Origin of the sequence: Vibrio sp. 2-2(8) (assembly GCF_963888495.1) — a bacterium.
Lineage (GTDB): Bacteria > Pseudomonadota > Gammaproteobacteria > Enterobacterales > Vibrionaceae > Vibrio > Vibrio anguillarum.
Genome location: NZ_CAWPJM010000051.1, coordinates 247523 through 272181, shown reverse-complemented (window position 1 = coordinate 272181; position 24659 = coordinate 247523). Strand labels below are relative to the sequence as shown.

At 45.6% G+C, this 24659-nt stretch carries 18 protein-coding genes; 7 read left to right on the top strand and 11 right to left on the bottom strand.

What is annotated here, in order from left to right; all coding sequences use genetic code 11:
• The first annotated feature begins 35 nt into the window (after positions 1-35).
• A complete protein-coding gene (locus tag AACV12_RS13970) occupies positions 36-1592 on the top strand; it encodes a methyl-accepting chemotaxis protein (protein WP_040122886.1) in 1557 nt (518 codons plus the stop codon).
• A gap of 37 nt (positions 1593-1629) precedes the next feature.
• On the opposite strand, the gene AACV12_RS13965 is transcribed toward AACV12_RS13970, so the two are convergent.
• The 8 genes from AACV12_RS13965 to AACV12_RS13930 form a co-directional block, all read right to left on the bottom strand.
• Positions 1630-2643 (bottom strand): LacI family DNA-binding transcriptional regulator, encoded by a 1014-nt coding sequence (locus AACV12_RS13965; RefSeq protein ID WP_026027775.1) that lies wholly within the window; start codon positions 2641-2643, stop codon positions 1630-1632.
• Between the two features lie 63 nt (positions 2644-2706).
• Positions 2707-5307: a glycoside hydrolase family 3 protein gene (locus AACV12_RS13960; protein ID WP_170900555.1), complete on the bottom strand. Its 2601-nt coding sequence runs from the start codon at positions 5305-5307 to the stop codon at positions 2707-2709.
• Positions 5307-6401, bottom strand: coding sequence for an ABC transporter ATP-binding protein (locus AACV12_RS13955; protein WP_088733558.1), 1095 nt, complete (start codon positions 6399-6401; stop codon positions 5307-5309). The genes AACV12_RS13960 and AACV12_RS13955 overlap by 1 nt, the downstream gene beginning before the upstream one ends.
• An 80-nt stretch (positions 6402-6481) precedes the next feature.
• Positions 6482-7348, bottom strand: coding sequence for a carbohydrate ABC transporter permease (locus AACV12_RS13950; protein WP_017044900.1), 867 nt, complete (start codon positions 7346-7348; stop codon positions 6482-6484).
• 4 nt (positions 7349-7352) lie between these two features.
• Positions 7353-8339, bottom strand: coding sequence for a carbohydrate ABC transporter permease (locus AACV12_RS13945; protein ID WP_013868154.1), 987 nt, complete (start codon positions 8337-8339; stop codon positions 7353-7355).
• Between the two features lie 95 nt (positions 8340-8434).
• Positions 8435-9682 carry an extracellular solute-binding protein gene (locus tag AACV12_RS13940; RefSeq protein ID WP_170900553.1) on the bottom strand — a complete coding sequence of 416 codons (1248 nt, stop codon included), beginning with the start codon at positions 9680-9682 and terminating at the stop codon, positions 8435-8437.
• A gap of 30 nt (positions 9683-9712) precedes the next feature.
• Positions 9713-10720, bottom strand: a complete 1008-nt coding sequence (locus AACV12_RS13935; protein WP_017044901.1) for a LacI family DNA-binding transcriptional regulator — start codon at positions 10718-10720, stop codon at positions 9713-9715.
• 337 nt (positions 10721-11057) lie between these two features.
• Positions 11058-12296 carry a carbohydrate porin gene (locus AACV12_RS13930; protein ID WP_017044902.1) on the bottom strand — a complete coding sequence of 413 codons (1239 nt, stop codon included), beginning with the start codon at positions 12294-12296 and terminating at the stop codon, positions 11058-11060.
• 478 nt (positions 12297-12774) lie between these two features.
• On the opposite strand from AACV12_RS13930, the gene AACV12_RS13925 reads away from it, so the two are divergent.
• The 3 genes from AACV12_RS13925 to AACV12_RS13915 all read left to right on the top strand — a co-directional run bounded on the left by AACV12_RS13925 (position 12775) and on the right by AACV12_RS13915 (position 15553).
• The gene (locus AACV12_RS13925; protein WP_170900550.1) at positions 12775-14109 is read left to right on the top strand and encodes an MATE family efflux transporter; all 1335 of its coding nucleotides are present in this window, start codon (positions 12775-12777) and stop codon (positions 14107-14109) included.
• A gap of 99 nt (positions 14110-14208) precedes the next feature.
• Positions 14209-14838 carry a hypothetical protein gene (locus AACV12_RS13920; protein WP_017043842.1) on the top strand — a complete coding sequence of 210 codons (630 nt, stop codon included), beginning with the start codon at positions 14209-14211 and terminating at the stop codon, positions 14836-14838.
• Positions 14816-15553 (top strand): MBL fold metallo-hydrolase, encoded by a 738-nt coding sequence (locus tag AACV12_RS13915; protein ID WP_013868161.1) that lies wholly within the window; start codon positions 14816-14818, stop codon positions 15551-15553. Before AACV12_RS13920 ends, AACV12_RS13915 begins: the two co-directional genes overlap by 23 nt.
• Positions 15554-15595: 42 nt before the next feature.
• Here AACV12_RS13915 and AACV12_RS13910 read toward each other — a convergent pair whose 3' ends face one another.
• From AACV12_RS13910 to AACV12_RS13900, 3 genes are all read right to left on the bottom strand, one after another.
• Entirely contained in the window at positions 15596-16840 is a 1245-nt protein-coding gene (locus AACV12_RS13910; RefSeq protein ID WP_047687787.1) for an MDR family MFS transporter, read from the bottom strand.
• A 256-nt stretch (positions 16841-17096) separates the two neighbouring features.
• Positions 17097-18725 (bottom strand): methyl-accepting chemotaxis protein, encoded by a 1629-nt coding sequence (locus AACV12_RS13905; protein ID WP_017044904.1) that lies wholly within the window; start codon positions 18723-18725, stop codon positions 17097-17099.
• A gap of 270 nt (positions 18726-18995) precedes the next feature.
• Positions 18996-21356, bottom strand: a complete 2361-nt coding sequence (locus AACV12_RS13900) for a Lon protease family protein (protein ID WP_094146852.1) — start codon at positions 21354-21356, stop codon at positions 18996-18998.
• Positions 21357-21565: 209 nt separating this feature from the next.
• On the opposite strand from AACV12_RS13900, the gene AACV12_RS13895 reads away from it, so the two are divergent.
• The 3 genes from AACV12_RS13895 (at position 21566) to pgl (ending at position 24650) form a co-directional block, all read left to right on the top strand.
• A complete protein-coding gene (locus tag AACV12_RS13895) occupies positions 21566-22078 on the top strand; it encodes a hypothetical protein (RefSeq protein WP_170900548.1) in 513 nt (170 codons plus the stop codon).
• Positions 22079-22434: 356 nt separating this feature from the next.
• Positions 22435-23937 carry a glucose-6-phosphate dehydrogenase gene (zwf, locus tag AACV12_RS13890; protein ID WP_026027598.1) on the top strand — a complete coding sequence of 501 codons (1503 nt, stop codon included), beginning with the start codon at positions 22435-22437 and terminating at the stop codon, positions 23935-23937.
• A complete protein-coding gene (gene pgl, locus AACV12_RS13885) occupies positions 23934-24650 on the top strand; it encodes a 6-phosphogluconolactonase (protein WP_017044906.1) in 717 nt (238 codons plus the stop codon). The genes zwf and pgl overlap by 4 nt, the downstream gene beginning before the upstream one ends.
• Positions 24651-24659: the final 9 nt, after the last annotated feature.

The window sequence follows — 24659 nt, the reverse complement described above, 5'->3', positions numbered from 1 at the left end:
TAATTTGTTTTTAACTTATTTAATTCGAGGTAATCATGCGTACCAACCAACCTGTCACACAAAAAGAAGTCAAGTTTCCACCTAGCTATAACTTATTATCGGTCACTAAACCAAGCAGCCATATCACTTATGCCAGTAAAGAGTTTTGTGACGTAGCGGGCTACTCATTAGAAGAGCTTATCAACCAGCCTCACAACCTAGTTCGTCACCCTGACATGCCAGCAGAAGCGTTTAAAGATATGTGGGAGCATTTAAAACGCGGCCAATCTTGGATGGGTATCGTCAAAAATAGATGTAAAAATGGCGATCATTATTGGGTTGATGCGTTTGCTTCTCCGATAGTCGAAAATGGCAAAACGGTTGAGTTTCAGTCGGTACGTTTGTGTCCAAGTCGAGAACACATCACCAACGCAGAAAAAATCTACGCGCAGCTTAAAGCAGGCAAAACACCCAGGCAGTTAAAGCTGCCTCGGACTCGCCTGTGGCAACGTTTGGCCATCGCCTTAGTCCCCATTGCAGGCATCAGCTTTGTGGCTGACACTCTGCTTCCGGGAATAGGCTTAGTATTGATGTTATTACTGTCCATGGTTGCAGGTTATTATTTAACTCGCCGTTTAGAATCGCTCAGTGCCGAAGCACGCAAGATATTTGATAACCCACTAATGGAATTGGTGTATAACGGCCATATTGATGACATTTCTGAAATCAAACTTGCGTTAAAAATGCGCCAATCCGAACTCAATGCTGTGGTGGGACGCATTCAAGATTCAAACCAACAAATTGGTGAAGCGGCCAATTCATCTTCAAAAAACTGCAAAACAACTGCGACCAATTTAGAAGGTCAAACACGAGAAACAGAACAAGTTGCCGCCGCGATCAATGAAATGCACTCTACCGCGAATGAAATTGCACAAAATGCGCAAAGTGCATCAGACGCAACAGAGAAAGCAAAATTGGCCGCCGAAGAAGGTATGGATTCGGTAAAAGATACATTGAATGCAATGCAACAGCTCGCAACCCAACTAGACAGCGCTTCATCGGTTGTCACACAATTGGCAGACCACGGAAAAACCATTGGCCAAGTGTTAATTGTGATCCAATCTGTCGCTGAGCAAACCAACCTGCTTGCACTTAACGCCGCTATTGAAGCTGCTCGGGCTGGCGAGCAAGGCCGTGGATTTGCGGTCGTCGCCGACGAAGTTCGCACCTTGGCACAACGCAGCCATGAGTCCACTAAAGAGATCCAAAATGTCATTGCGCTGATTCAAACCAGCACCCACCAAGCTGTCGATGCGATGCATGAAGGCGCACAGTTATCTAAATTATGTGTTAATAGTGCTAATGTCTCTGGCGATAAACTCAATATGCTACTTACACAAGTGATTGATATTACGGATAGAAATGAACAAATTGCCACCGCCGTAGAAGAGATGGCACGCGTGACTGAAGATATGAATTCAAGTGTTCAATCGATCAGTGATGTCTGTGTTGCGACCAATATTTTGGCCAGTGATACACGAGATGAATGTGAGGATTTAGTGGTAAACCTTAGCTCTCAAGGCACATTAGTTCGCCAATTCCGACGGTTATAATTTCATGTCCGACTAGCCCTCTAACGAGGGCTTTTTATTAACGGTAGATAGACTTTGTGGACTCTCGCACAATTAAATCGATAGGGGGTAACCTAGCATCGTGCCTCTCACCACTGAGCAAGTTGAGAATGGAATGCGCACACACCGCACCGATCTCTTCAATTGGTTGGCGCAATGTCGTTAGGGCCGGAGTGAAATACTGAGAGACAGGTAAGTCATCAAAACCAATCACTGAAACATCATCTGGCACTCGCACACCGTGGTCAGTTAATGCCTTAATGGCACCATAAGCCGTTTGATCATTAGCAGCAAAAATAGCCGAGAAATGGACTTTCGACTGCAACAGTTCAACCGTCTTTTCATACCCACATTCAGAGCTAAAGTCACCTTGTTTAATGAGTTTAGGCATAGGCTTAATTCCCGCTTCACGAAGCGCTTTTTGGTAGCCAGTGAAACGGGCGGTTGAATCAGGCTGATTAGCGAGCCCTTTTATATGAGCAATGTTCACGTGCCCTAATTGCAATAGGTGCAAGGTGGCAATATAACCGCCGAGTACATTGTCCACATTAATGCAACGTACATTATTACTAACAATTTGGTGGCCGACAGCAATGATGGGAATCGATTGAGCATATTTGAGGATTTGATCGCTTTTTAAACTGCCTGTCACTATGATCATTCCATCGACATTGCTTCTAGCAAGATACTCCAGTGCATGTGCTTCCAAGTTTTTCTGCCACTGACCTGTGGCAATCACCAGTGAATACCCTTGGGTCATTAATACCTTCTCCATGTCATTCAGAATTCGACTGGTGTGAGGGCTCTCTGCGTGCTGCACTAATACACCAATAGTCATCGAACGCTTATTGCCTAGATGACTGGTTGGGTAACTAGGTTTGTAGCCAAGGGTTTTAATTGCACGTTCAATATTTTGGCTTTTTTCATCCGATACGTAAGTTGTGCGATTCAAAAAACGAGAGACAGTGCTTGCCGAAACTTCGGCAAGCTTAGCGACATCATAAACAGTGGGTGCTTTCTTTGATTTTCTCATGGCGATGTTTGGCCCTTTAGAAGCACTCCTTCTCCACACAGAGAAGGAGTCTATCGTTTCTTTTTACTGTGTATCCCAACATATATTGGCGATCACAAATTGACACTCACCATTAGTAAATAATGAGAAGGGCGTGTCGAGATGAGTAAAACTTAATCCCTGCTCTGAGAAATGTGAACAAGCAATGTTCACGCGCGTAAAGCTATCATTGATGGTGGAAAAGTAGTGGCTGACGTCCACTTTAACCACGTTATCAATATCCCCCAAACATCCAGGAACAACGGCGCGTTGCAGTGACAAATAAACAGGTTCTGTTGCCGCTCTGAGCACTTTAATCTCAAAACTGACCACGCCATGCGCATTATCGTAATGGCTGAAATCTTCCGCTTGCCCTAGCCCCGTTTGCGCATAAACCATTGCTCCACCCCCCAGAATTTCTACCTCAACGGCGTCTTGCTGCTGCTGGTAGTTATACGGCTTAGTTCGGACAGCACCGAGTTTCATCACGTTGTTGCGTGAGACATCCACGCCCATCCAATGTTCAGCATCCGACACTTTAAGTTGATAATCGCCTATCGTCGCCATAATGCCATACAGATGCTCTGCACGTGTTGCTTGCCATTTTGCTTCTTCTGAGTCGATATCTAAATCAAGGTTATCCAAATCTCGAGTTTGTTTTTTTTCAGCGTAATTAAGCCCATAACCGTATTCAAATAAAGGAGCATGTTCCCCAACAGGAGACTGCTCACATTCAGGCACGACATAGTTGGGAATATGAGGAGGAATACGGTTCACACAGGTGCTGCGCTTTTTATTGGGCCAACTGAATGACAAGGTTCCAGAGAAGTCGATATTAACTTCACCATTCTCTTTAGCCACTAAAACATCAGTAATGCCACGTCCTTCGCTGCCGGGTAAAAATGCCGCAACAAAAGCATCAGACAAGGATATTTCTTCATTGACAAACAGTGGACGACCGCTAAAGAAAATCGATACCACTTTTACGCCGCGCTTATGAAATGCTTTGATTTTTTCGCTATCTGCTCGGTAGCGACGTTTCAAGGTTGAAAACTCCAAAGATTGCCACGCTTTAATGTCACCCATCATTTCAGAATAAGGATCTTCACCAAACACCACAACCGCAATATCACCCGCTTGCCAATCACCTGTTAATTCTGGATCGTAGCAAACATTATCTATGCCCAATTCGGCTTCTAACGCCATTTTCACTGTGGTGGCTCCGGGGAAATCGGCTAAGTTATTTTCATCCCCTTGCCAAGTGAGGTTCCACCCGCCCGCTTGCTTTTGCAAATCATTGGCACCGCTGCCCGTTAACACAACCTTGCACCCACGTTTGAGCGGTAAAATACCCTTGTTATTTTTCAACAGTACCATCGATTGCTGCACGGCTTGGCGAGCGATAGCACGATGTTCAGAGCAACCAATCAGTGACTGCTGACCAGCCAAAGCTCGCGCTGAAGGATGCGGTTTTTTCCATAAACCCGCGCGCATTTTCACCCGTAAAATACGCGTCACAGCATCATCAATTCGGCTCTGGCTCAGTACTCCACTTTTTGCATCGCTCACCGCCTGACGATAGGCCGATTGCCAATGCTCACGGATAGGGATCATTAAAATATCGTTACCCGCATTGATAGCGTAAGTCGCATTACCATCGGTACATTTACTGACTTCAGAATGACCATGCCAATCGGTTACAACTAATCCATCAAAGCCCATTTGATCTTTCAAAACATCAGTGAGTAGGTACTTACTGCCATGAATTTTGAGGTTGTAATCACCTGAAATGTGCGGTGCGTGGTCGTAGTTCGCTTGGTTATCCCACGAATTAAATGAAGACATCACCACTTGCGCACCGGCATTAAGGCCACTGAAATAGCCCATGGCATGCACGTTACGCAGCAGATCTTCACTGTAAGTATTGCTGCCACGATCAACACCATTCACTGTGCCGCCATCGCCCACCCAATGTTTGACGTTTGAGATCACATGATGCTCACCTTGTAAGTCAATGGCGTCACCTTGTAAACCTGCGACCATTTCGCTGGCATAAACATAAGTCACTTCAGGGTCTTCAGAGTAACCTTCATAACAGCGCCCCCAACGCAAATCACGAGGGGTGGCTACGGTTGGTGCAAAGGTCCAATCAATACCCGTCGCGGCGATTTCCAGTGCCGTGATACGGCCAATTTTGCGAATTAACGCGGGATTGCGCGCGCACCCCAACCCAATATTGTGCGGAAATACGGTTGCGCCAAAGACGTTATTGTGGCCGTGTACTGCGTCAGTCCCCCACATAAACGGAATATGAAATGGGCGACCTTGATAAGCTTTTTCTGCGGCAAACCAGTATTCATCGGCTTTCGCTACCCACTCACTGGCTGGTGCATGTTTATTGCTGTTTGGCCAAGAGCCACCACCATTGAGTACCGTACCAATCTTATAATCGATGATTTCTTGCGGCGTAATATCGCGGATTTCTGGTTGGATAATCTGGCCAATTTTTTCTTCTAAGGTCATCAACCCTATGATTCTTGCTACTTGCTGTTCAATTTCAGGGTCAGCTTTGATTGCTGATTCTATTTTGGGCCAAACGTCGAAATAAGGGGCTTGCTTTATTATTGTCATCGTCTTGTTCACCATTAAAAACTGGCTAATGAGTTTTCACTCAGCGCATCAAAAATATGAATCGCATCCAAGTCGAGATAGAGTGTAACCTTCGTCACCTCTACCTCTGCCGCTTGGGTTTCCACCATCAAAGGCTGGCCTGCAACATGGGTTTTCAACAAAATACTCGCACCGAGCAACTCTTTATCTTTGAGCGTGACGGCAATTGGCAATACACGTTCATGGTTAACTTGTTCTGCGCGTAAGTGAATGTCGGTGGGGCGAATACCGACATGCAGTGCGAGGTTTTTAGACGCATGCGCTTTAAATCGCTCGGGAAGCGGAATAAAGATGTCACCCAGTTGGATAAGCCATTCGCCATCTTGCTGGATAAGTTGTGCATCAAGCATGTTCATCGAAGGGTTACCAATAAACTGCGCCACAAATTTGTTCGCCGGGCGTTGAAACACCTCTGTTGGCGTACCGACTTGCGCAACATAGCCATCTTTGAGGATCACAATGCGATCAGCGAGCGTCATGGCCTCAATTTGATCATGCGTAACATAAATAGTGGTGGTTTTAAGCTGACGATGTAACTGCTTGATCTCTTCGCGCATCACACCACGAAGTTTGGCATCTAAGTTAGAAAGCGGCTCATCAAACAAGAACACTTTTGGCGTACGCACCATGGCACGCCCCATCGCCACGCGTTGGCGTTGACCGCCAGATAACTCTTTAGGCTTACGATCAAGGAGCGGGTCAAGCTCTAACATTTTTGCCGCTTTACGCACTTCCTTATCGATTTCAGTTTTTGACATGCCTTTTAACTTCAATGCAAACGCGATGTTTTCATACACGCTCATATGTGGGTAAAGCGCATAACTTTGGAACACCATCGCTAAGTCTCTATCTTTGGCATCTACGTTATTCATCCACTTGTCACCAACGTAAATATCACCGGCCGTAATCGACTCCAGCCCCGCCAACATGCGTAATGTGGTTGATTTTCCGCAACCCGATGGGCCAAGAAATACCACAAACTCACCATCATTCACCGTGAAATCAAAATGCCTAACAACATCCACATGACCAAACGACTTCTTAATGTTCTTAAATTCAACTTTTGCCATAATTTTTCTCCTTCACACTGCGCCTTCTTTCAACAAAACCACGCCAGCATGAGTAACTAAAATGAGGGATTGAAGGCTAATCAGCCTTTTACTGCACCGGATGTTAAGCCGCTTATCATCTGTTTGGACGCAAAGAGATAGATAGTCACCAGCGGCAATATAGAAATGGTGGTGCCAAGCATCACCGCACCCCAAGGCGTATTTGGAATGCCTTGCACGCTACGTAACGCCTGAGTAATGACGTAGTTTTCTGGCGATGTGAGCACCACTAACGGGTTCATAAAGCTGTTCCAGAAAAAGACAAACTGTACAATCGCCAGTGTTGCCAATGCAGGTTTCATCAACGGCAAAACAACGCTCCAGTAAGTACGAAACTCTCCCGCGCCATCGAGTTTGGCCGCTTCTAATAACTCTTTAGGAATAGAAGCCATCACGTGTTGGCGCATTAGAAAAATCCCAAATGGAGTGGTGGTAAACGGAAGCCAAACTGCCATGTGGTTATCCATCAAACCCAGAAATTTCACGATCATAAAATAAGGGATCAAGCTCAAGACGGGTGGGATCATCATGGAAGCCACCAACATGCCAAATAGCGCGTTCTTACCTTTGAACTGAAACACCGCAAACGCGTAACCGCCCATACTGCAAAACAACAGTGAGATAGTGGTGCCTAAAAAGGCAATGTAGATAGAGTTAAACATCGCCTGCCAAAACGGCATAATCTGCAACAGCTTTGCATAGTTAATGGCTAAGCTATCCCCAATGGCAAAGCTGATGCCTGAACCGAAGATTTCCGTACGATCGCGCGTTGACAGCAGCGCCGACCACAAAAATGGGAAAACAGTGATCAACGCCGAGACAATCAATACAACCGCCAGTAGCGCCATCATTACTTTAGTGATGAGTTCAATGCTGCGATCACTGAGTTTTAAAGCGTGGATTGACATGCTATTACTCCCCCAACCCTTTTTTACCAAAGAAGAAAAACTGAATCGCAGTACAAGTTGCAATCAGCGCAAACAGCAGCCAAGAAATAGCGGATGCCGTGCCCATCTCTAGCCACTCCCAGCCCACTTTGTAGAGATACATTGAGATGGTTAAGCCTGCTTGGCCTACGCCTCCGGTGCCACGCGTTAATACAAACGGTTCTTCAAACAGTTGTAAGTTGCCAATGATGGTCATGGTGACGGCAAAGAAAACGAAAGGGCGAATCATCGGCAGTGAGATATTCCAAAAACGGCGAAAGGCGTTAGCGCCATCCATCCGCGCGGCCTCTAAAATTTCTTTGGGAATGGTCATTAAACCTGTGGTGTACAACACGATGTTAAAACCGGTGTATTTCCAAAAAACCATGATGGCAATCGAGGGTTTGATCATGTTGGCATCATCTAACCAACGGATAGGTTGATACTCATTAAGCCAAGAAAATGCCCAGCCAAAGACACTGCTATCAGCTAAAGCCATTAAGCTTTGGTTGATGATGCCCGAATTGGGTGAATACATATTGAAGAAGATGAGCGACGCCGCCACCGTTGAGGTAATGAATGGCAAAAAATAAGCGGATGTCAGCCAATGACGCAGCCGATCGCCCAATGAAACCAAAATATAGGCCACTGGAATAGCCACTAAATGTTGAGCAACGCCCGAGGTTATCGCCAACCACAATGTATTGCTTAATGAACGCCACAACCAAGGGTCGGTCAGTGCAACTTGGTAGTTATCAAATCCCACATAATTCATGGCGGCAACCCCTTCGACGGGGTTCCACGCATGGAAAGAGAGATAGACAGAAAACAGGAGAGGAAAAACTCCAAAAACAGAAAAAATAATCAAAAACGGCAATAGAAACCCGTACGGTGTAAGCGCTTTCAAACTCAGGTGAGAAAAAAAACGTCGACCCGATGGCGCTTGCACAGCGTTGCTCGTAACGTGATTCATAATAACGACCTCTTAGGCATAACATCATGCCTTCTATAACTTACGCTTAGTGAACCACCAGCACCGCTGGCGGTTCTTTTTTAATGATGACCGTGCTATTGCATATTACGGGTACGACGCTGAATTAAACGTTCTGCATCTTTCAATGCGGCTTTGATGTCTTTGCCTTCATCCAACACTTCCATCAGTGCATTTTCTAAGATGATAGAACGAGCCACATGGTCGCCTTTCGCAGGCGCGACTGGTTTGATGTTTTTTGCCACATTCGCAAACAACAAACGCGCTTTTTGACCACCTAGAAATTCAATTTCTTCATTGAACATTGGGTCATCGTAAGTCGTGACATTAGAGGGGAACGCGGCAATCGTTTCGAACGCTTTAAGCTGCACATCACGGTTGGTTGTCATGTACTCAATCAGTTTCCACGCGTCATCTTGATGTTTTGATTGAGTAGGGATTGAGAGAAATGAACCGCCCCAACTGCCGTAAATACCATCAGGAAGGTTTGATACGGCCCATTTGCCTGCTGTATCTGGCGCAATCCAGTTTTTCAGATGTCCGAGTAACCACGCACCAGAAAGCTGAGTGGCAAAAGTACCGTTACGGAAACCTTCATACCATTCGTTAGACCATGCCAAAATTCGGCCATCTAGCCCTTTTTCACGAATCGTTTTTGCCACTTCAAATGCATGTACAAAACGTTCGGAAGTGACGACTGAATTTCCCTTACTATCAAAATACAATCCTTCGCCGTCAGGAACCGTGGTAAAAATGATCGCTTGTGCTACATCAGCGGCGGATGCAATCAGCTGTACGTTTTGTTTCTTCAATATTTCACCGGCTTTGATGTAGGAGTCCCAATCTTTTATCGCTTGATTGATGTCAATCCCCGCCTTTTCAAACACATCGGTTCGGTAGTACATCACGCCTGGGCCAAGGTCGACAGGAATGCCATACATATTGCCATCACCACCCTCGCCTTGTGCCCAAGCATAAGGTGCGAAATGGTCTTGGAATTTGTCCGCGCCATATTTTTCCGACAAATTGACTAAGCCACCGGAGGCAACAAAGGGACCAATTTTCTCTACATCAACCACAATCACATCCCCCGCTCCGGATCCTGTGGCGAGGTTCGTCGTCAGTTTGGTATGGTGGTCGCCGTGGTTATTCATTAAATAGTCAACCTTGATACCACTCTTTTGTTCAAAGTCCGGCAATAAGACTTTCAAACTGCTATCAAAGTCGGGGAAACCGTCTAAACGGATGGTGTGGTCGGCAGCATATGTAAGCGAAGAAAATCCTAAAGCCACGGCGCTTGATAGCACTAAGGTCTTAAATTTCATGATTCATCCTTAATATCTTTATTGTTAGGTTTATAGGGTGTTGAGTAAATTTTTGACGGAGTCTCGTATCACCAACGAAGGGGATAATTTGAAGTTCACGTCGCGTTTGTTTTTGTGCAGCTTTTGAATAACGAGCTGAACCGCTTCTAAGCTCATCTGTTCAAGAGGGAAATTCACGGTCGTTAACGCTGGGGTGAGGTAACGCGCGAATAAAATATCGTCAAATCCAACCAAGGATATGTGTTGTGGTATTTGCAACCCGACACGGCGCAACTCTTCAAATGCACCAAATGCCATATGATCGTTTGAAGCAAATACGGCGCTAAATTCACAGTGACGCATCAGTAATTTGCGCATCGCTTTGACGCCGGATTCTTCGGTAAAACCAGCTTCAGACACGAGCGCTTCTTCATAGTCAAGCCCAGCCTCTTCCAACGCTTTTCGGTAGCCTTGCAAACGGCCTCGCGCATCAGATTTATCCAATGGCCCAGTAATACAAGCAATTCGTTGATGACCCTGACTGAGTAAATACTGTGTTGCCAAAAAGCCACCTATCTCGTTATCAATGTCAATACAGCTGCTGGCCATTTCAGGAATAAAACGGTTCACTAGCACCAAATGAACCCCTTGTTGATCCAATTCAATCAAGTAGTCATCGGTTAGATGTTGAGTATGGAGAATTAATGCATCGACTCGGCGACCTAGCAGAAATTGCACCGACTCTTTTTGTCCTTGCTCTGTGTTCGAGCCTGCCGTCACGACGACGTGGTAGCCAAACTTACGCAATTGCTCTTCAATGTTATGCAAAATGCTTGAATAAAAAGGGCCCCCTAATTCCGGTACTATGATGCCGATGCTCCCCGTACGGCTTGAGGCCAGTGCTTGAGCAATAGAATTGGGGCGGTAACCAAGATCTTTAATCGCCTTTTCGACTCTGAGTTTTTTATCGTGGCTAACACGGCTAGTTCCATTAATCACCCGCGACACCGTCGCTTGCGATACACCTGCATGTTCAGACACATCTTTAATTGTCGCCACTCTCGCCTCACAACATTACTGACAAAACCAACAAGAAACCGCTTTCATGAGCTAGTATTCAAGATATCCCCTCGCTTTAGCGTGAGAGAAATCACATCGAACTAGGCACACAAATGACAATTATCTAAACATTGAAAGCCACAGCAGTTTCCCAGGCAGCCATGAAACTGTTTCATGGCAATCGGAAGAGAGAAAAAGATGATGGCCGATTACCGTAAATAAAAAAGGGCCACTAATGTGGCCCGAAAGCGTAAGTGTATCGCTGGAGGTTAAAAACCACGGCAGGCATCGAGCGAGCCGTAAAAAAAGAATGGACAGTTAATGATCAAATATGGGGTTACCACCACGCTTCCCACATCGCGCCAATCGTTACCGTATCTGGGTTACTTGCGGCTTTAAATAGGCCGTCTTTGTCGATCACAGTTTCGTTATCGGCATCACCCAAAGTGGCATAGAAACGGAGCATTGGTCGAGCGCCTGCACCTTTACCAAACGAAATGTTCTGCGATAGTGTCACTTTCCAAGAAGAGTTGGTGGCATCGATGTTGTCAAAATCTACAACATCATAGCCAGCTTCTAACCACGTTGAGTTGGTCTCATCCCAAAAATACATCGGGCGAACCAACACGTTGTAGTTAGTACGGTCATACTGTTTATATGCGCCATCTTCGTAGGCTTGATAAGCCGCTAGGTATTCGATCGCCGCATTGTCTCCCAGCGCCTTACTCCCATCAAAGCTCACCAACAACGCTGATTGATTCTCCGTTTTCCAAAAAACACTGTCTTTGGCGTTATCAGCATAACGCACCACCAAACGGTCATCCCCAAACTTCAATTCACCCGCCACTTGAAACGCGTTGAGTTTTTTGGCCGTTGGATCCGAATTGTCATCAAAGCCGTAGTTAGCATAAATGCTGAGATTGGTTGTATCAGAAAATTGAATGCCGTGGATTTTGGTGGTCAATGCGTAATTACCATCTGGATGATCGCTAGGAGAAGCCCCCGTTGCACTGACGACACTGGCGTCGAATTTAATGCCTCCTAGATTAAGGTTGTAGAAACCACCACCTTGCCCATCATGCGTCATCCAAAAATAGTCGTTCAAATTCGTTGAAATACGTTGGTGAAAGTCTCGACCAGCCCATACATAAAGTTCAGGTTGGCTTTCAAAAATGTTGGTTCCGCCAGCGTAAGCTTTAGGCACACCCACCTCATCACCCCAATGGTTGAACATCACCACCACATCCCAAATAGCACCGCTGTCACTGACGAATCCTTTACCAAATTGGAACTCACCACCGTTACCTTCGTTACCTAAACGGCCTGTTGAGTTACCGTTTAAACGGCCATTGGTTTCAACCAGTTTGACATCGCCATTTTGGTAGGCTGCGCCATAACGAGCATAACCAGAAAATACGATACCCGCGGGAACGTTTATATCTGGTGTCAGCACCAGTGGTTGTTGATCTTGATCCAACACCTCAGGATTTGGCATTGGATCGTTGGCAAAAGAAGGAGCAGAAGAGAGTACGGCAGCCACAGCTAGGGATAGAGGTAGAAGCTTATAATTTTTCATGTTAAGTCCTATTAATCACTTGGTTTGTTTTTGTTCTGTGGTCAGTTTAAAAAATGAAACAAGTGAAAATTAGGTGTCGCTTCACAGCGCGCTCGACTGCTTTTGGCGATGAAACTGAGGAAGAGCGTTATTGTTATTTTTTATTAACACCATCAATACATTAAACGCAAATTGATTCACAAAACAGAAATGAAATCGGTTTCATTTCATAGAAATAGGACGAGTTCATCACGAGATTAACGCTCAAGTATTCACCAAATGGTTAGGTTTTTATGAAATATTTCATCAGTATGATGATTTTCATGTCATTGCACGAAACAACTCGATGGGGATGAACGTCGCTCTCTTCACGTATAGCTGTTAACATACTCAACGCACATAACGTACATAACGTACATAACGTACAAACCATTCTGAGCTTGTTTTTCACCGCAGAGGCCACATATTAAAACCTCTACCCATATAGTTGAGCCGAGCAATGTCAAACACCACCCCGTTATCTCCACCTTCACTCACGCGCCAACTCTTGCAAATGACTTGGCCGATGATGTTTGGTGTGCTGTCCCTCATGAGCTTCCAACTGGTCGATAGTGCGTTTATCGGCCAACTTGGCGTGTTACCCCTTGCCGCGCAAGGGTTTACATTACCCATTCAGATGATCATTATTGGCCTTCAGGTTGGGCTTGGCATTGCGACCACAGCGGTGATTGCTCGCGCATTGGGTGCGAACCAAATTCGCTACGCGAAGCAGCTTGGTGGGTTAGTCGTCGCTATCGGCAGCATTGGGGTTGCTCTGTTTTCAGTGATTATCTATTTACTGCGTCATCCCATCTTAGCGCTACTCAGCGCTCCTGAATCTGTGTATCAGATCGTCGACAGCTACTGGATTTATTGGTTAGTCAGTGCTTGGGTGGGCGCGGTGCTGTACTTTTTATACAGTCTGTGTCGAGCCAATGGTAATACTATGTTGCCGGGGACTATGATGATGGTCACCAGCATTTTAAACCTGATTTTAGACCCTATTTTTATCTTCACTTTTGATTTGGGTATTGAAGGCGCAGCGCTGGCGACCATTCTAGCCTTTGGGATTGGTGTATTCGTGGTTGCGCCCAAGGTGTCGAAAAGACACTGGATGCTGTTTGATTGGTCAGATTTGGATGTAGGGAAAAGTATTCGCTCTATCAGCCATATCATGGGGCCGGCCATGATAAGCCAGCTTCTTCCACCGCTTTCTTCGATGCTGGCAACCAAACTATTGGCCAGTTTCGGCACCGCAGCTGTCGCGGCATGGGCGTTAGGATCTCGTTTTGAGTTTTTTGCGATGGTCGCAATATTGGCATTAACTATGTCGATGCCACCGATGGTGGGTCGTTTGCTTGGCGCAGGCCAATTGCAAGACATTCGAAAATTGGTTCGTGTTGCGTGCCAATTTATTCTTGGGTTTCAGCTCATCATCGCCGTAGTGACCTATCTATTATCCGGCCACCTTGCAGCGCTGATGACCAGCGAACAAAGTGTCGAATCCATTTTGCACTGGCACTTAATGATCGTGCCAATCAGTTTAGGGCCGCTTGGTATCTGCATGTTAATGGTCTCGGTTTCTAATGCGTTGGCAAAATCATACACCGCCTTAACCATTTCCGCGCTGCGCCTGTTTGTGTTCTTCTTGCCCTGTTTATGGGTTGGCGCTCAAATAGCGGCGCTGCATGGCCTGTTTATCGGGGCGTTGGTCGGTAATATCCTCGCAGGCCTTGCCGCGTGGGCGATGTACCAACGTGCACTTCGGCAAGTTGAGCAGCAGAAAAACCATTGAGTTTGGGTAACACAGAGACCAAACGAGCAATCTAGTCTCAAAAATATGAATCTGGTCTATAGTTAACACACGTTAAGTTGATGAATATTTTCGATAACTATGGACAACAAACCGGTTTTCGTGATTGCGGCGGAAGTGGCAGCAGAGCTAAACCAAAGCGTACTCATTGCAAAAAAATTACTGCTTGTCGCCAGCAATGCCAGAGCTCTGGCTCTGCGTGCGGGCGAAAGTGCCGCAGGTTTTCGGCCAATTACTGATTCGATTGACGATTTAGTCCGCGTCACGCTAGAGGCGTCGCACACCATCAACTTGAAGGCGCAGCGTATCAGCCAACTCGCAACTGCAAGGACTCGTGCACGCGCTGCGCTTGAACGTTTTGAAAATGTGTATATACAAGCGCATAACGCTCGGCATTTACACAGTTTGGATGTCGTACATCATCAAAACCAAGAGGAATATAGCAAACTCAGTCACAGTTTCTACTCTGAAGCTCAAAACCTGCACGAGTTATTGCAAACCTTATACGACAACCTGCGCATTGCACAAATCATCTCGATCATGCTGAGCGTGGAAGCCTCTCAAGCAGATGAGCGATATCAAGCCCAACTGCAAAGCATTGCGAATAACGTCGCTGAACTGGCAAAAGAAATTCAAGCTCACGTCATGCTATCGCTCAAAACATTCTCTCTCTTTTCTCAGGTGAACTATGCAATCAAAAATACTATTTGAACGCGGCCATCATCGCTGGGTGATGTTTGCTCGCGATCCAAACAAACCAGAAAAAATCATTGATACCAACCAATATATGATAGTCAATCGTGATCAAGCGATATTGCTAGACCCCGGTGGCATTGAACTGTTTTCGGCGATGCTCGGTTGCGTCGTGAAAGAAGTGCCGATTGAACATATCAAGCATCTTTTTGCCTCTCACCAAGATCCAGACATCATCTCTTCCCTCGGTTTATGGGATAAAGCACTGCCCAGTGCAACATTACATTCACCTTGGTTGTGGGAAGGGTTTATCCGCCATTTTGGTATGGAGTCAATTCAATTCTCCCCCATCAAAGATGAAGGTGGAAAAGTGTCCTTATCAGGTCACGACCTGCACTTTATCCCAGCACATTACATGCACTCTTCTGGTAACTTTTCGGTTTACGACCCTGATGCAAAAATATTGATGTCTGGCGATATTGGTGCCGCGCTCGACAGCCCTAATGCCTCTTTTTTTGTAGAAGATTTTCAAAGCCATATTCCAAAAATGACTTATTTTCATCAACGTTGGATGCCATCTAACCGCGCCAAAAGTGATTGGATTGAGCGAGTCAGCCAGCTGGATATTGAGATGATGTGTCCGCAACATGGCGCTATTTTTCGGGGCGATGATGTTCAACGATTTTTGGAATGGCTAGATAAGCTGGAAGTTGGCGTAGCGATAAAAAAATAGCGATGTTAAGGCTCTCGATGAGAGCCTTACAAAAAGAACAAATTAAGCTTGAGTAATGGGTTCACGCTCGACCGTATCGGGCTGATGCTCTGCGACCCAGTAAAGCCAAATCATCACTAAGCACAGCACAAAGCAAAGACCAAACAGCCAGTTTGAATTGAGGTATCCAATCACCGCCCCCCCAACCAGTGGCGCAATCGCAAAACCTAACGAATAAAGCGCGGCGGCACCAAAGTAAGAACCACGCAAATGGGCGGGAGCCATGCGGTCTATTTGTACGTTTAAGGTTGGAAAAGCAATGACTTCGCCCATACTCAAAACAAAGCAAGCGAGCGCCCAACCAATCGGTAAATCTGCAGGGGTAAACAGAAAGCCGAGTTGCGCAAGCCCCATCAATAACATGCCGATCCGAGTTCGTACAAACAGCGGGACGTTTTCCAACCACTTCAGCATTGGGAACTGGAAGATGATAATGGTCATGGTATTTACCAGCACTAACCCTGCGACAATTTGCGCTGCATCGGCGGCACTGGTGCGTACAATCACTTGTGGAATAGACGATTCTACCTGCCCATAGATGAACATCATGATGAAGTTCGCCACCATCAACTTCACAAAAATATTATCTTTACTGATCACTCTTAGCGTCGAAGAAAAATTAGGCAAACCAGAGCGATCGGGCTTGGTGTAGCGCCCTTTACGTTCAATACCGAACAGCAGCCAAAAACCAAACAATAAATACGTGCCGCCGGTAAAGAAAAAGAGAGTTTGTGGGTGAGAAAGCCCAAACGTAATCCCAAGCAGTGGCCCAATGGCACCACCTAGATTGAGTAGGAAATAGCGGATGTTGAGCGCCAGCTCGCGATCTTTCAAATTCGGCAAGTTATCACCAATCACTGCTTTGCCCGGCGCTTCAATCATTGGTCGCATTAAACCAGTAAGGACGATAAGCACGTAAAACTGCCAGATTTGATCAGCCACACCAATGCCACTGTAGGCAAATGCAGCCATCACACTGCCAAGAACCATCACCCACTTGCGACCAAATTTGTCGGAAAGATACCCTGAATACAACCCAGTAATTGCTCCTACAACAGCAGAGGTCGCCAGCATTCCACCCACTTCAATCGGCGATGCACCATAATCTTGGTAAAGAAACACGATCAAAAATGGCCATGCCATGAAAAAACTGGTACGAGCAATCAATGTTCCGGTTAATACCGTCCACACTGAAAAATTAAACCTTTTTACCCTTTCTAAACGAAATAAGCTTTCCTCTTTCGCCATAAAAACACTCCTTACTTTCAGCCACTTGACCATGCGTTCACACGATGAACATCACATTTCTAGTTCTTATTGGGTCAATATATGAAGATAATGTTAATAAAGATAGTGTTTTTTATACGAGGGAGATCGAATCATAAAAACAAACAGATAACCCCAAAAAACCTAGTTATTTCGGATGGTTAGATATTCTTTGATTCATAAAAAAACCGCATAACCTTTCGAGTTATGCGGTTGAGACTAGGAAATAGTAGTCGATTTATAGTTTGAAGAAGGCGAGCTGCGCTTTTTGCTTCTCGGCCAATTGTGACAGTTCGGCACTGGCACTGGCGCTCTGGCTGATACCCGTTACGTTTTGATTTACAAGCTCAGACATATTAACCACGTTACGGTTAATATCTTGCGTGACTTGCGACTGCTCTTCTGCCGCAGTCGCCACTTGGGTATTTGAATCATTGATGTCTGAAACCGATTCCGTGATCCCAACGAGTGCATCATTTGCTCGTTGCGTTAGCTCACCGTTACGCGCAAGCATCTCAATGCTGGTTTGCATACTATCGTTTGCAAGAATCGATTGGCTTTGCAGCTCTTCAATGATAACTCGAATCTCTTTAGTTGAACTCTCAGTACGTGCAGCAAGCATGCGAACTTCATCAGCCACGACCGCAAAACCACGACCAGTCTCACCTGCACGTGCCGCTTCAATAGCCGCATTCAGTGCCAATAAGTTGGTTTGTTCAGAGACACCTCGGATCACTTCAACGACATCGTTGATCTGCTCTGATTGCTCTTTTAGACGCAGAACTACGCTCGCAGCATGATTCAGCGCTTCTGACATTTGTAAGCTCGCTTGGGCGCTCTCTTTAAAAATAGCTAAGCCTGATTTAGCAAGTTCATCCGCTTCGCGAGCAGTTGAATCAGCGACCGTTGCGTTATCACTCACGTTGTTTGCTGTGCTCGCAAGTTCATTCACCGCCGACGCAACTTGTTCAATTTCACTCAACTCTTGTTGTGCATTTGACTCTGCTTGCGTCATCACCGCAGCCAGCTCGGTTGAAGCTGACGCCACTTCTTCACTAATACGGTTTAAATGATCTACCGTAGCATGTAACTGAGAGGTAGTCGTATTGACATCTTTACCCAACTTTGAGATTTCATTCTCGCCATCCGCATCAGCGCGAATGGTTAAGTTCCCCTGCGCTAATTCACGCATTACAGCTTGTAACTTTTGAATCGGAGCCACAATCATATTTGAAAGGATCCAAGCCATCGCAAGAGAAAGCGAAAGTACAGACAGAACAGTGACCATAGCCGTGTTCATAACACGAATGTTGTCTTTGTCGCTTTGAGCCAATGACTGCGTCGCTTGTTGGTTCACTTGCTGCGAAAGATCATTTATCGCATTGACCATTTGCTCACCACTTTGACGAAATTGCGCAATAAATGCTGTGTATTCAGCTTCAGAGGTCATCCCTTGATCGCGACGGTTAAAAAATTCCACCATTTTCGTCGACATATCAACGTAATGTCCGATGCTTTTATGAACTACCTCAACATCGCTCCGATAAAGCTCATCTTGTCGCATTTTGCTCAAATTGCGCTCTACTTCTTCCAGGCCATTTTTTAACTCAGCTAAGAATGTGGCGCGACGAGCGGGATCATAAATAGCGTATACCGCACTAATACGCAGCGGATAAACGGTATCGTCCACACTGGCAAGGGCATCTTTATATTCAACGAGCCGATCAGTACTGTTCGACACTTTGATTTGTTCATTTTGGAGATTACTTTTGGTTATCCACAGTGCAATAAGTAAAGCGAAAGTGGTTAACAAAACGGGTAATAAAACTTGTACGCGAATTGACAAATTTTTCAGTGAAAAATGCATTTAAAAGCCTCGATTAAAATAACATTCGCATCCATGCCTTGGGACTAATCCCACGGACTAAACAAGAGCAAACAATAGACAAAATTCACATTTTTGTCCATGAAATAATATAATGCAATTCATATAGTTATGAGCATATGGTCGTCAAAACAATGACTAGATACCAATAAGACAATATAAGTTAAATTATGATGATTTATGAAGAAAAATGACCACTTGCTAGGTGGTCATTGAGGTGGTTAGTACTGAAGAACTTATTCTTCGATAAGGCTATTTTCTAAGCGCATTCAGTTTGGCTTGTGCTAAACCGAAGATGGTATCAACCGGGTAGCTGCCATCTTCTGTTGCTTCGCCTGCGGGTTTGCCAGTAAAGAGCTCAACCGCTTCAGTGACATGTTCAATAGCCCAGATATTGAACTCCCCTTTCTCGACCGCTTTAACAACGTCAGCGCGTAACATCAGATTGTGCATGTTTGAACGAGGAATGATGACACCTTGCTGGCTGGTGCGCCCTTTGATTGCACACACATCAAAGAAACCTTCAATTTTCTCATTCACACCGCCAATCGGCTGCGACTCACCAAATTGGTTCATCGAACCTGTGATCGCAATATCTTGGCGATTAGGCCGTTTAGAAAACGCAGACACAATCGCACAGAATTCGGCCATGCTGGCACTATCACCATCCACACCACCGTATGATTGCTCAAATGTGATGGTCGTGGTGAGTGGTACGCGCGCCGTACGGCCAAATACCGAAGAGAGATACGCGGATAAAATCATCACACCTTTAGAGTGGATGCTGCCACCCAGATCGACACTGCGCTCGATATCGATAATGTCACCATCGCCATAGGAAGTGGTGGCGGTAATACGGTTTGGCGCACCAAACATATGATCGCTGGTGCTCAATACCGACAGCGCATTCACCTGCCCGACCGCCATGCCTTGCGTTTGGATTAGCGTTGTACCGTTAACATACGACTCCATCACACTGTCTTGCAGGCGGCTCACTCGCATCTCTTGGTTGCTGAGCGCCTCTTCGACATGATTCTGGCGGATCATGTTTGAATTCGCCTGCTTCGCCACATAGTTAGATTCGCGTAACAAATTGGCAATATGCGCCGAATGAAGTGACAGTTTGCCTTGATCGCCCGTTGTACGTGAACTGTGTTCAATGATGCGTGCAATCGCTTTACGGTCGCAATGCAGCATATTGTTGTCGTGCACTATGCTCGAAATAAAACGCGCGTAATGTAGCTCGGTATCGGGCGTACGTTTCATCTCATCTTCAAAATCGGCCGTTACTCGGAACAATTCGCTAAATTCAGGATCGTAATGAGTCAGCAGCTGATAAGTGTGGTAATCACCAAATAGGATGATTTTCACATTTAGCGGGATAGGCTCTGGGTCAAGTGAAACCGTCCCTGTTAGCGTGACCTCTTTTTCCAAAGAGGTAAAACTCATTTGGCGTGAACGCAGCGCGCGCTTTAAACCGTCCCAAACATAGGGCTGTTCAAGCACTTTCACCGCATCCATCAACAGCACACCACCATTGGCTTTATGTAAACTACCCGCTCGAATCAACGAAAAATCGGTAAATACTGTGCCTTTAAAAGTCGCCGTTTCGATATAACCAAATAGAGAGTGGTAGTTTGGGTTCTCTTCTACCACGATCGGTAGCTTGTCTGAAGGCTGGCTGACCAGCACATTGACTTTGTAGCGACGCGGCAGACGCTTATCTAAAGAAGCTGTCGCAACTTCGCCTTGCTCACTGTCTTCATCTAAAAAAATGTCCGCATTATCGACGATGTCTTTTTGTAACTCCGTAAGATACGTTTTGATGTCTGGGTAGCCAGAATAATCTTGCTTAAGCTGCTTAATAAAGTGGGTAATAACGCCAAGCGTTACTTCATCATTGAGCTTTTTGATCTTCTCACTGTAGGAGTCTTCCCATTCGGTCAGTTGACGTACCATATTGCGTAGGCTGATTTCTAGCTCATCAATGGTATGGCTAAAGTGCTCTTGCTCTTTTTTAGACAAGGCGTCAAAGGACTCTTCGGTGTGCATCTCTTCACCGTTCATCGCAACAAATTGATAATCGCCTTGAGTGGTGATGGTTAAGCTAATGCCTTTATCTTTGGCTTCTTTACTGATGCTATCCAATTCACTTTGCTGTTTTTGTGCCATCTGATTTTTCAGTTTATCGGCACGAGCAAAGTAAATCTCGTTATCAAAAGCTAACGGGATCGCATTGACCAACTTATTCATTAACTTTTCAATGTCTTGCTTGAGTTTAACCCCAATACCCGAAGGTAACTTCAGCACTTTTGGGGTTCGAATATCGCTGAAATTGGCCACATAACACCAATCAAACAACGCATCGACATCATGCTGATGGCGGTTTAAATAGCGCAAAATCATCGTACGTTTGCCCAACCCATTACGGCCAATAGCGTAGATGTTGTAACCCTTCTCTTTGATCGACATTGCAAATTCGACCGCTTTTTGCGCCCGTTCTTGCCCCACAATCTCATCAACTGGGTCTAACTCCTTAGTTGATTTACAAGGGAGTTTTTCTAACTGGGCAACGTGGTAGAGCTGCTCTGCATTCAATTGTTGAATCGCCATCACTCCGCTCCTTAGCTTTTGGATTCTTGTTGTAGTTTGACCTAAGTGTAGAAGCAATTCATTTATATTTTAGCGAGTTACACCTTATTCGCGTTTAACCGAACAAATAATAAACAATCACCACACTTAAAATCGCAAATAACAATTATTTGCATTTGATAATAAATTGCATTTAAATAAGTGAACGCCGTCATTCTGGAGAATTGAGTATGGACTTACAACAGTGCTGGACAAGCTATCTCAAGGCTGAACAACTATTAGCACAGGGGCATTGGCCACAAGCACACTGTTTGTTTGAAGATGTACTGCATCATATGCCAAGTCATATTCAATCAGCGCTAAACTGCGAACATACAAAATCTTGCCAGTTGGTGTGCTTGATCTCTGGGCTATGTGATGCTGCTGTTTCTCAATCTGAAATTTTCAACCACTTGGGCCAGCATAAACAAGCCTTTGATGTCTTAAATCAATCTTATGCTCTGCTGCAGTTTACTGCGATTGAGCCCAATGCCTTGGTTAACCGCCTTGCCAACGTACTCACCAAACAAAGCGATGACTTGCTCAAACATATGGGTGCTTTTTGTTCAGCGCAGCGCAGTGCGACTTGGATGTTGGAGTTCGAACACGTACAAAAAGCGCACCACTATTTCAACCAACTCAAACGTTATAACCAAGTACAGGCTCAAGTTCCGTCGTCAAACTGTCATTGTTCAACTGAATAATCACCATAGAGTTACCATTCCGGATAAGACTGACCACCTAGCATCATTCACAGCCGCTATAAGTAACGTGCTGTGGTCAGGGGATGAGACTTAGGCAGAACCTAACCTCTCACCCTGAAAATGTGTCGAGATGGCATGAGAATTTAATCGATTGCGTTATCAATAGTTGATGTATGTCAAATTGTCGTAGACAATACGCACCCGAGTCTAGGGGCGATCCCTAGACTGCGTTCTGCACTTTTGGAGGAGCGCATTGGTTTTAACTATCAACATTATAGTTAGAGCCTATTTTCTATTTTTGCATGACGCTGCTACCGTTGGCGCATGCTAAATACCTCGTTTTTAAGGGAAAGATGATGGTAATACCTGAAAACAGCAGTATTGTGATTTTTGGTGCTTCAGGCGACTTAACCTATCGCAAGCTTATACCTGCTCTGTATCACTTGTTCGCCAGTGATCAACTGCCGAAATCCTTTGCTATTCTGGGTGTCAGCCGAACCCAATACAGCGATGAGTCATACCGTGAAAAATTAAAGCGCTCTCTTCAGGAAATGGAAAAGACCGTCCCAGATATTCTCGACGCCTTTTGCGAGCACTTGCATTATCAAGCGATCAATACTTCAGATGTTGCAGAATACGCGCAGCTCGCCACGCGCCTTGACTCTTTGGCTGATCAATACCAATTCACGCAACGCAACACTCTGTTCTATCTCGCGACGCCGCCGAGCCTTTATGGCGTCATCCCGGCCAATCTCGCTGCGCATGGATTAAATAGCGAAGCGCAAGGTTGGAAGCGTTTGATCATCGAAAAACCGTTTGGTTATGACCTCGCATCGGCTCAAAGCCTTGATATCGAAATTCATCGCCATTTCCAAGAACACCAGATCTACCGTATCGACCATTATTTAGGCAAAGAGACGGTACAAAACCTGTTGGTTTTCCGTTTTGCTAACGGGATGTTCGAACCTTTGTGGAACCGCAATTTCATTGACTATGTCGAAATTACAGGCGCAGAATTTTTGGGCGTCGAAGAACGCGGTGGCTATTACGACGGTTCTGGTGCGGTGCGTGATATGTTCCAAAACCATTTACTGCAAGTGTTAGCTATGGTTAGCATGGAACCACCAGCCGCCATTAATGCCGATTCAATTCGTAACGAAGTCAATAAAGTGCTGCAAAGCCTGCAACCGCTTTCTGATGATGACCTACGCCACAACCTCGTACTGGGGCAATATACGGAATCGGAAGTTCGTGGCCAGTTTTTACCCAGTTACCGTGATGAACATGGTGTGGCAGCAGATTCGCGCACTGAAACCTATGTCGGTTTGAAAATGTTTATCAATAACTGGCGCTGGAATGGTGTGCCATTTTATGTGCGTTCAGGTAAACGTTTACCAACGCGCGTCACCGAAGTGGTCATTCACTTTAAGCGTACGCCACACCCTGTTTTTGGGCAAAATGCCCCTGAAAATAAGCTCATCATCCGCATTCAACCCGATGAAGGCATTCAAATGAGCTTTGGTTTGAAGGAGCCAGGTGCGGGCTTTAAAGCCAAAGAAGTCTCCATGAACTTCCATTACACATCACTGGAAGAAACCAAGATGTTGACCGCTTATGAACGGCTCCTTTTGGATGCGCTCAACGGTGATGCAACTTTATTTGCGCGTACCGATGCCGTAGAAGCGTGTTGGAAGTTCGTGCAACCTATTTTGGATTTCAAACAAGACCCTCAATCGCTGTTTGGCTATGCCTGTGGCACGTGGGGACCAAAAGAGTCCGATTTGCTGCTACACAATGATGGCCGCGCGTGGCGCTTCCCGTGTAAAAACTTGACCGATACGGATTACTGCGAATTATGATCAATCATAAAATTTTTCAAACCCCAGAACAGGTGGTTGAAACGCTCGCCAATGAAATGCAACGCTATAGCGAGCAAGGTCAGCCAGTTCATATCTCCCTTTCCGGTGGCAGCACACCCAAAATGCTGTTCAAATTATTGGCCAGTGAACCTTATGCACAGGCGATTACATGGCAAAACCTGCATTTCTGGTGGGGTGATGAACGCTGTGTCGCTCCTGACGATGCCGAAAGCAACTTTGGTGAAGCCAATACACTGCTGTTTAGCCAAGTGAACATTCCACCTCAAAATATTCACCGTATTCGCGGCGAAGATGATCCACAAACCGAAGCTAAGCGCTTTGCCGATGAGATGGCAAAAGTCATTCCATCCGTCAACGGTACTCCTGTTTTTGATTGGATTTTGCTCGGTGTTGGCGCAGATGGCCATACGGCATCCCTGTTCCCTAATGTGACCGACTACGAGGATGAGAATTTATCTTTAGTGGCAACGCATCCGGAATCAGGCCAACTTCGTGTCTCTAAAACAGCGAAAGTGTTGGAAGCTGCAAAACGCATTAGTTACCTCGTTCTTGGCGCAGGTAAAGCCGAGATCGTACACGAAATTCACACCACGAAAGCCGAGGATCTTCCTTATCCGGCTGCCAAAGTTAAATCAACAACTGGCGAAACAGAGTGGTTTTTAGATTCAGATGCCGCAACAAAGATTGCGTGAAGGAGAGAA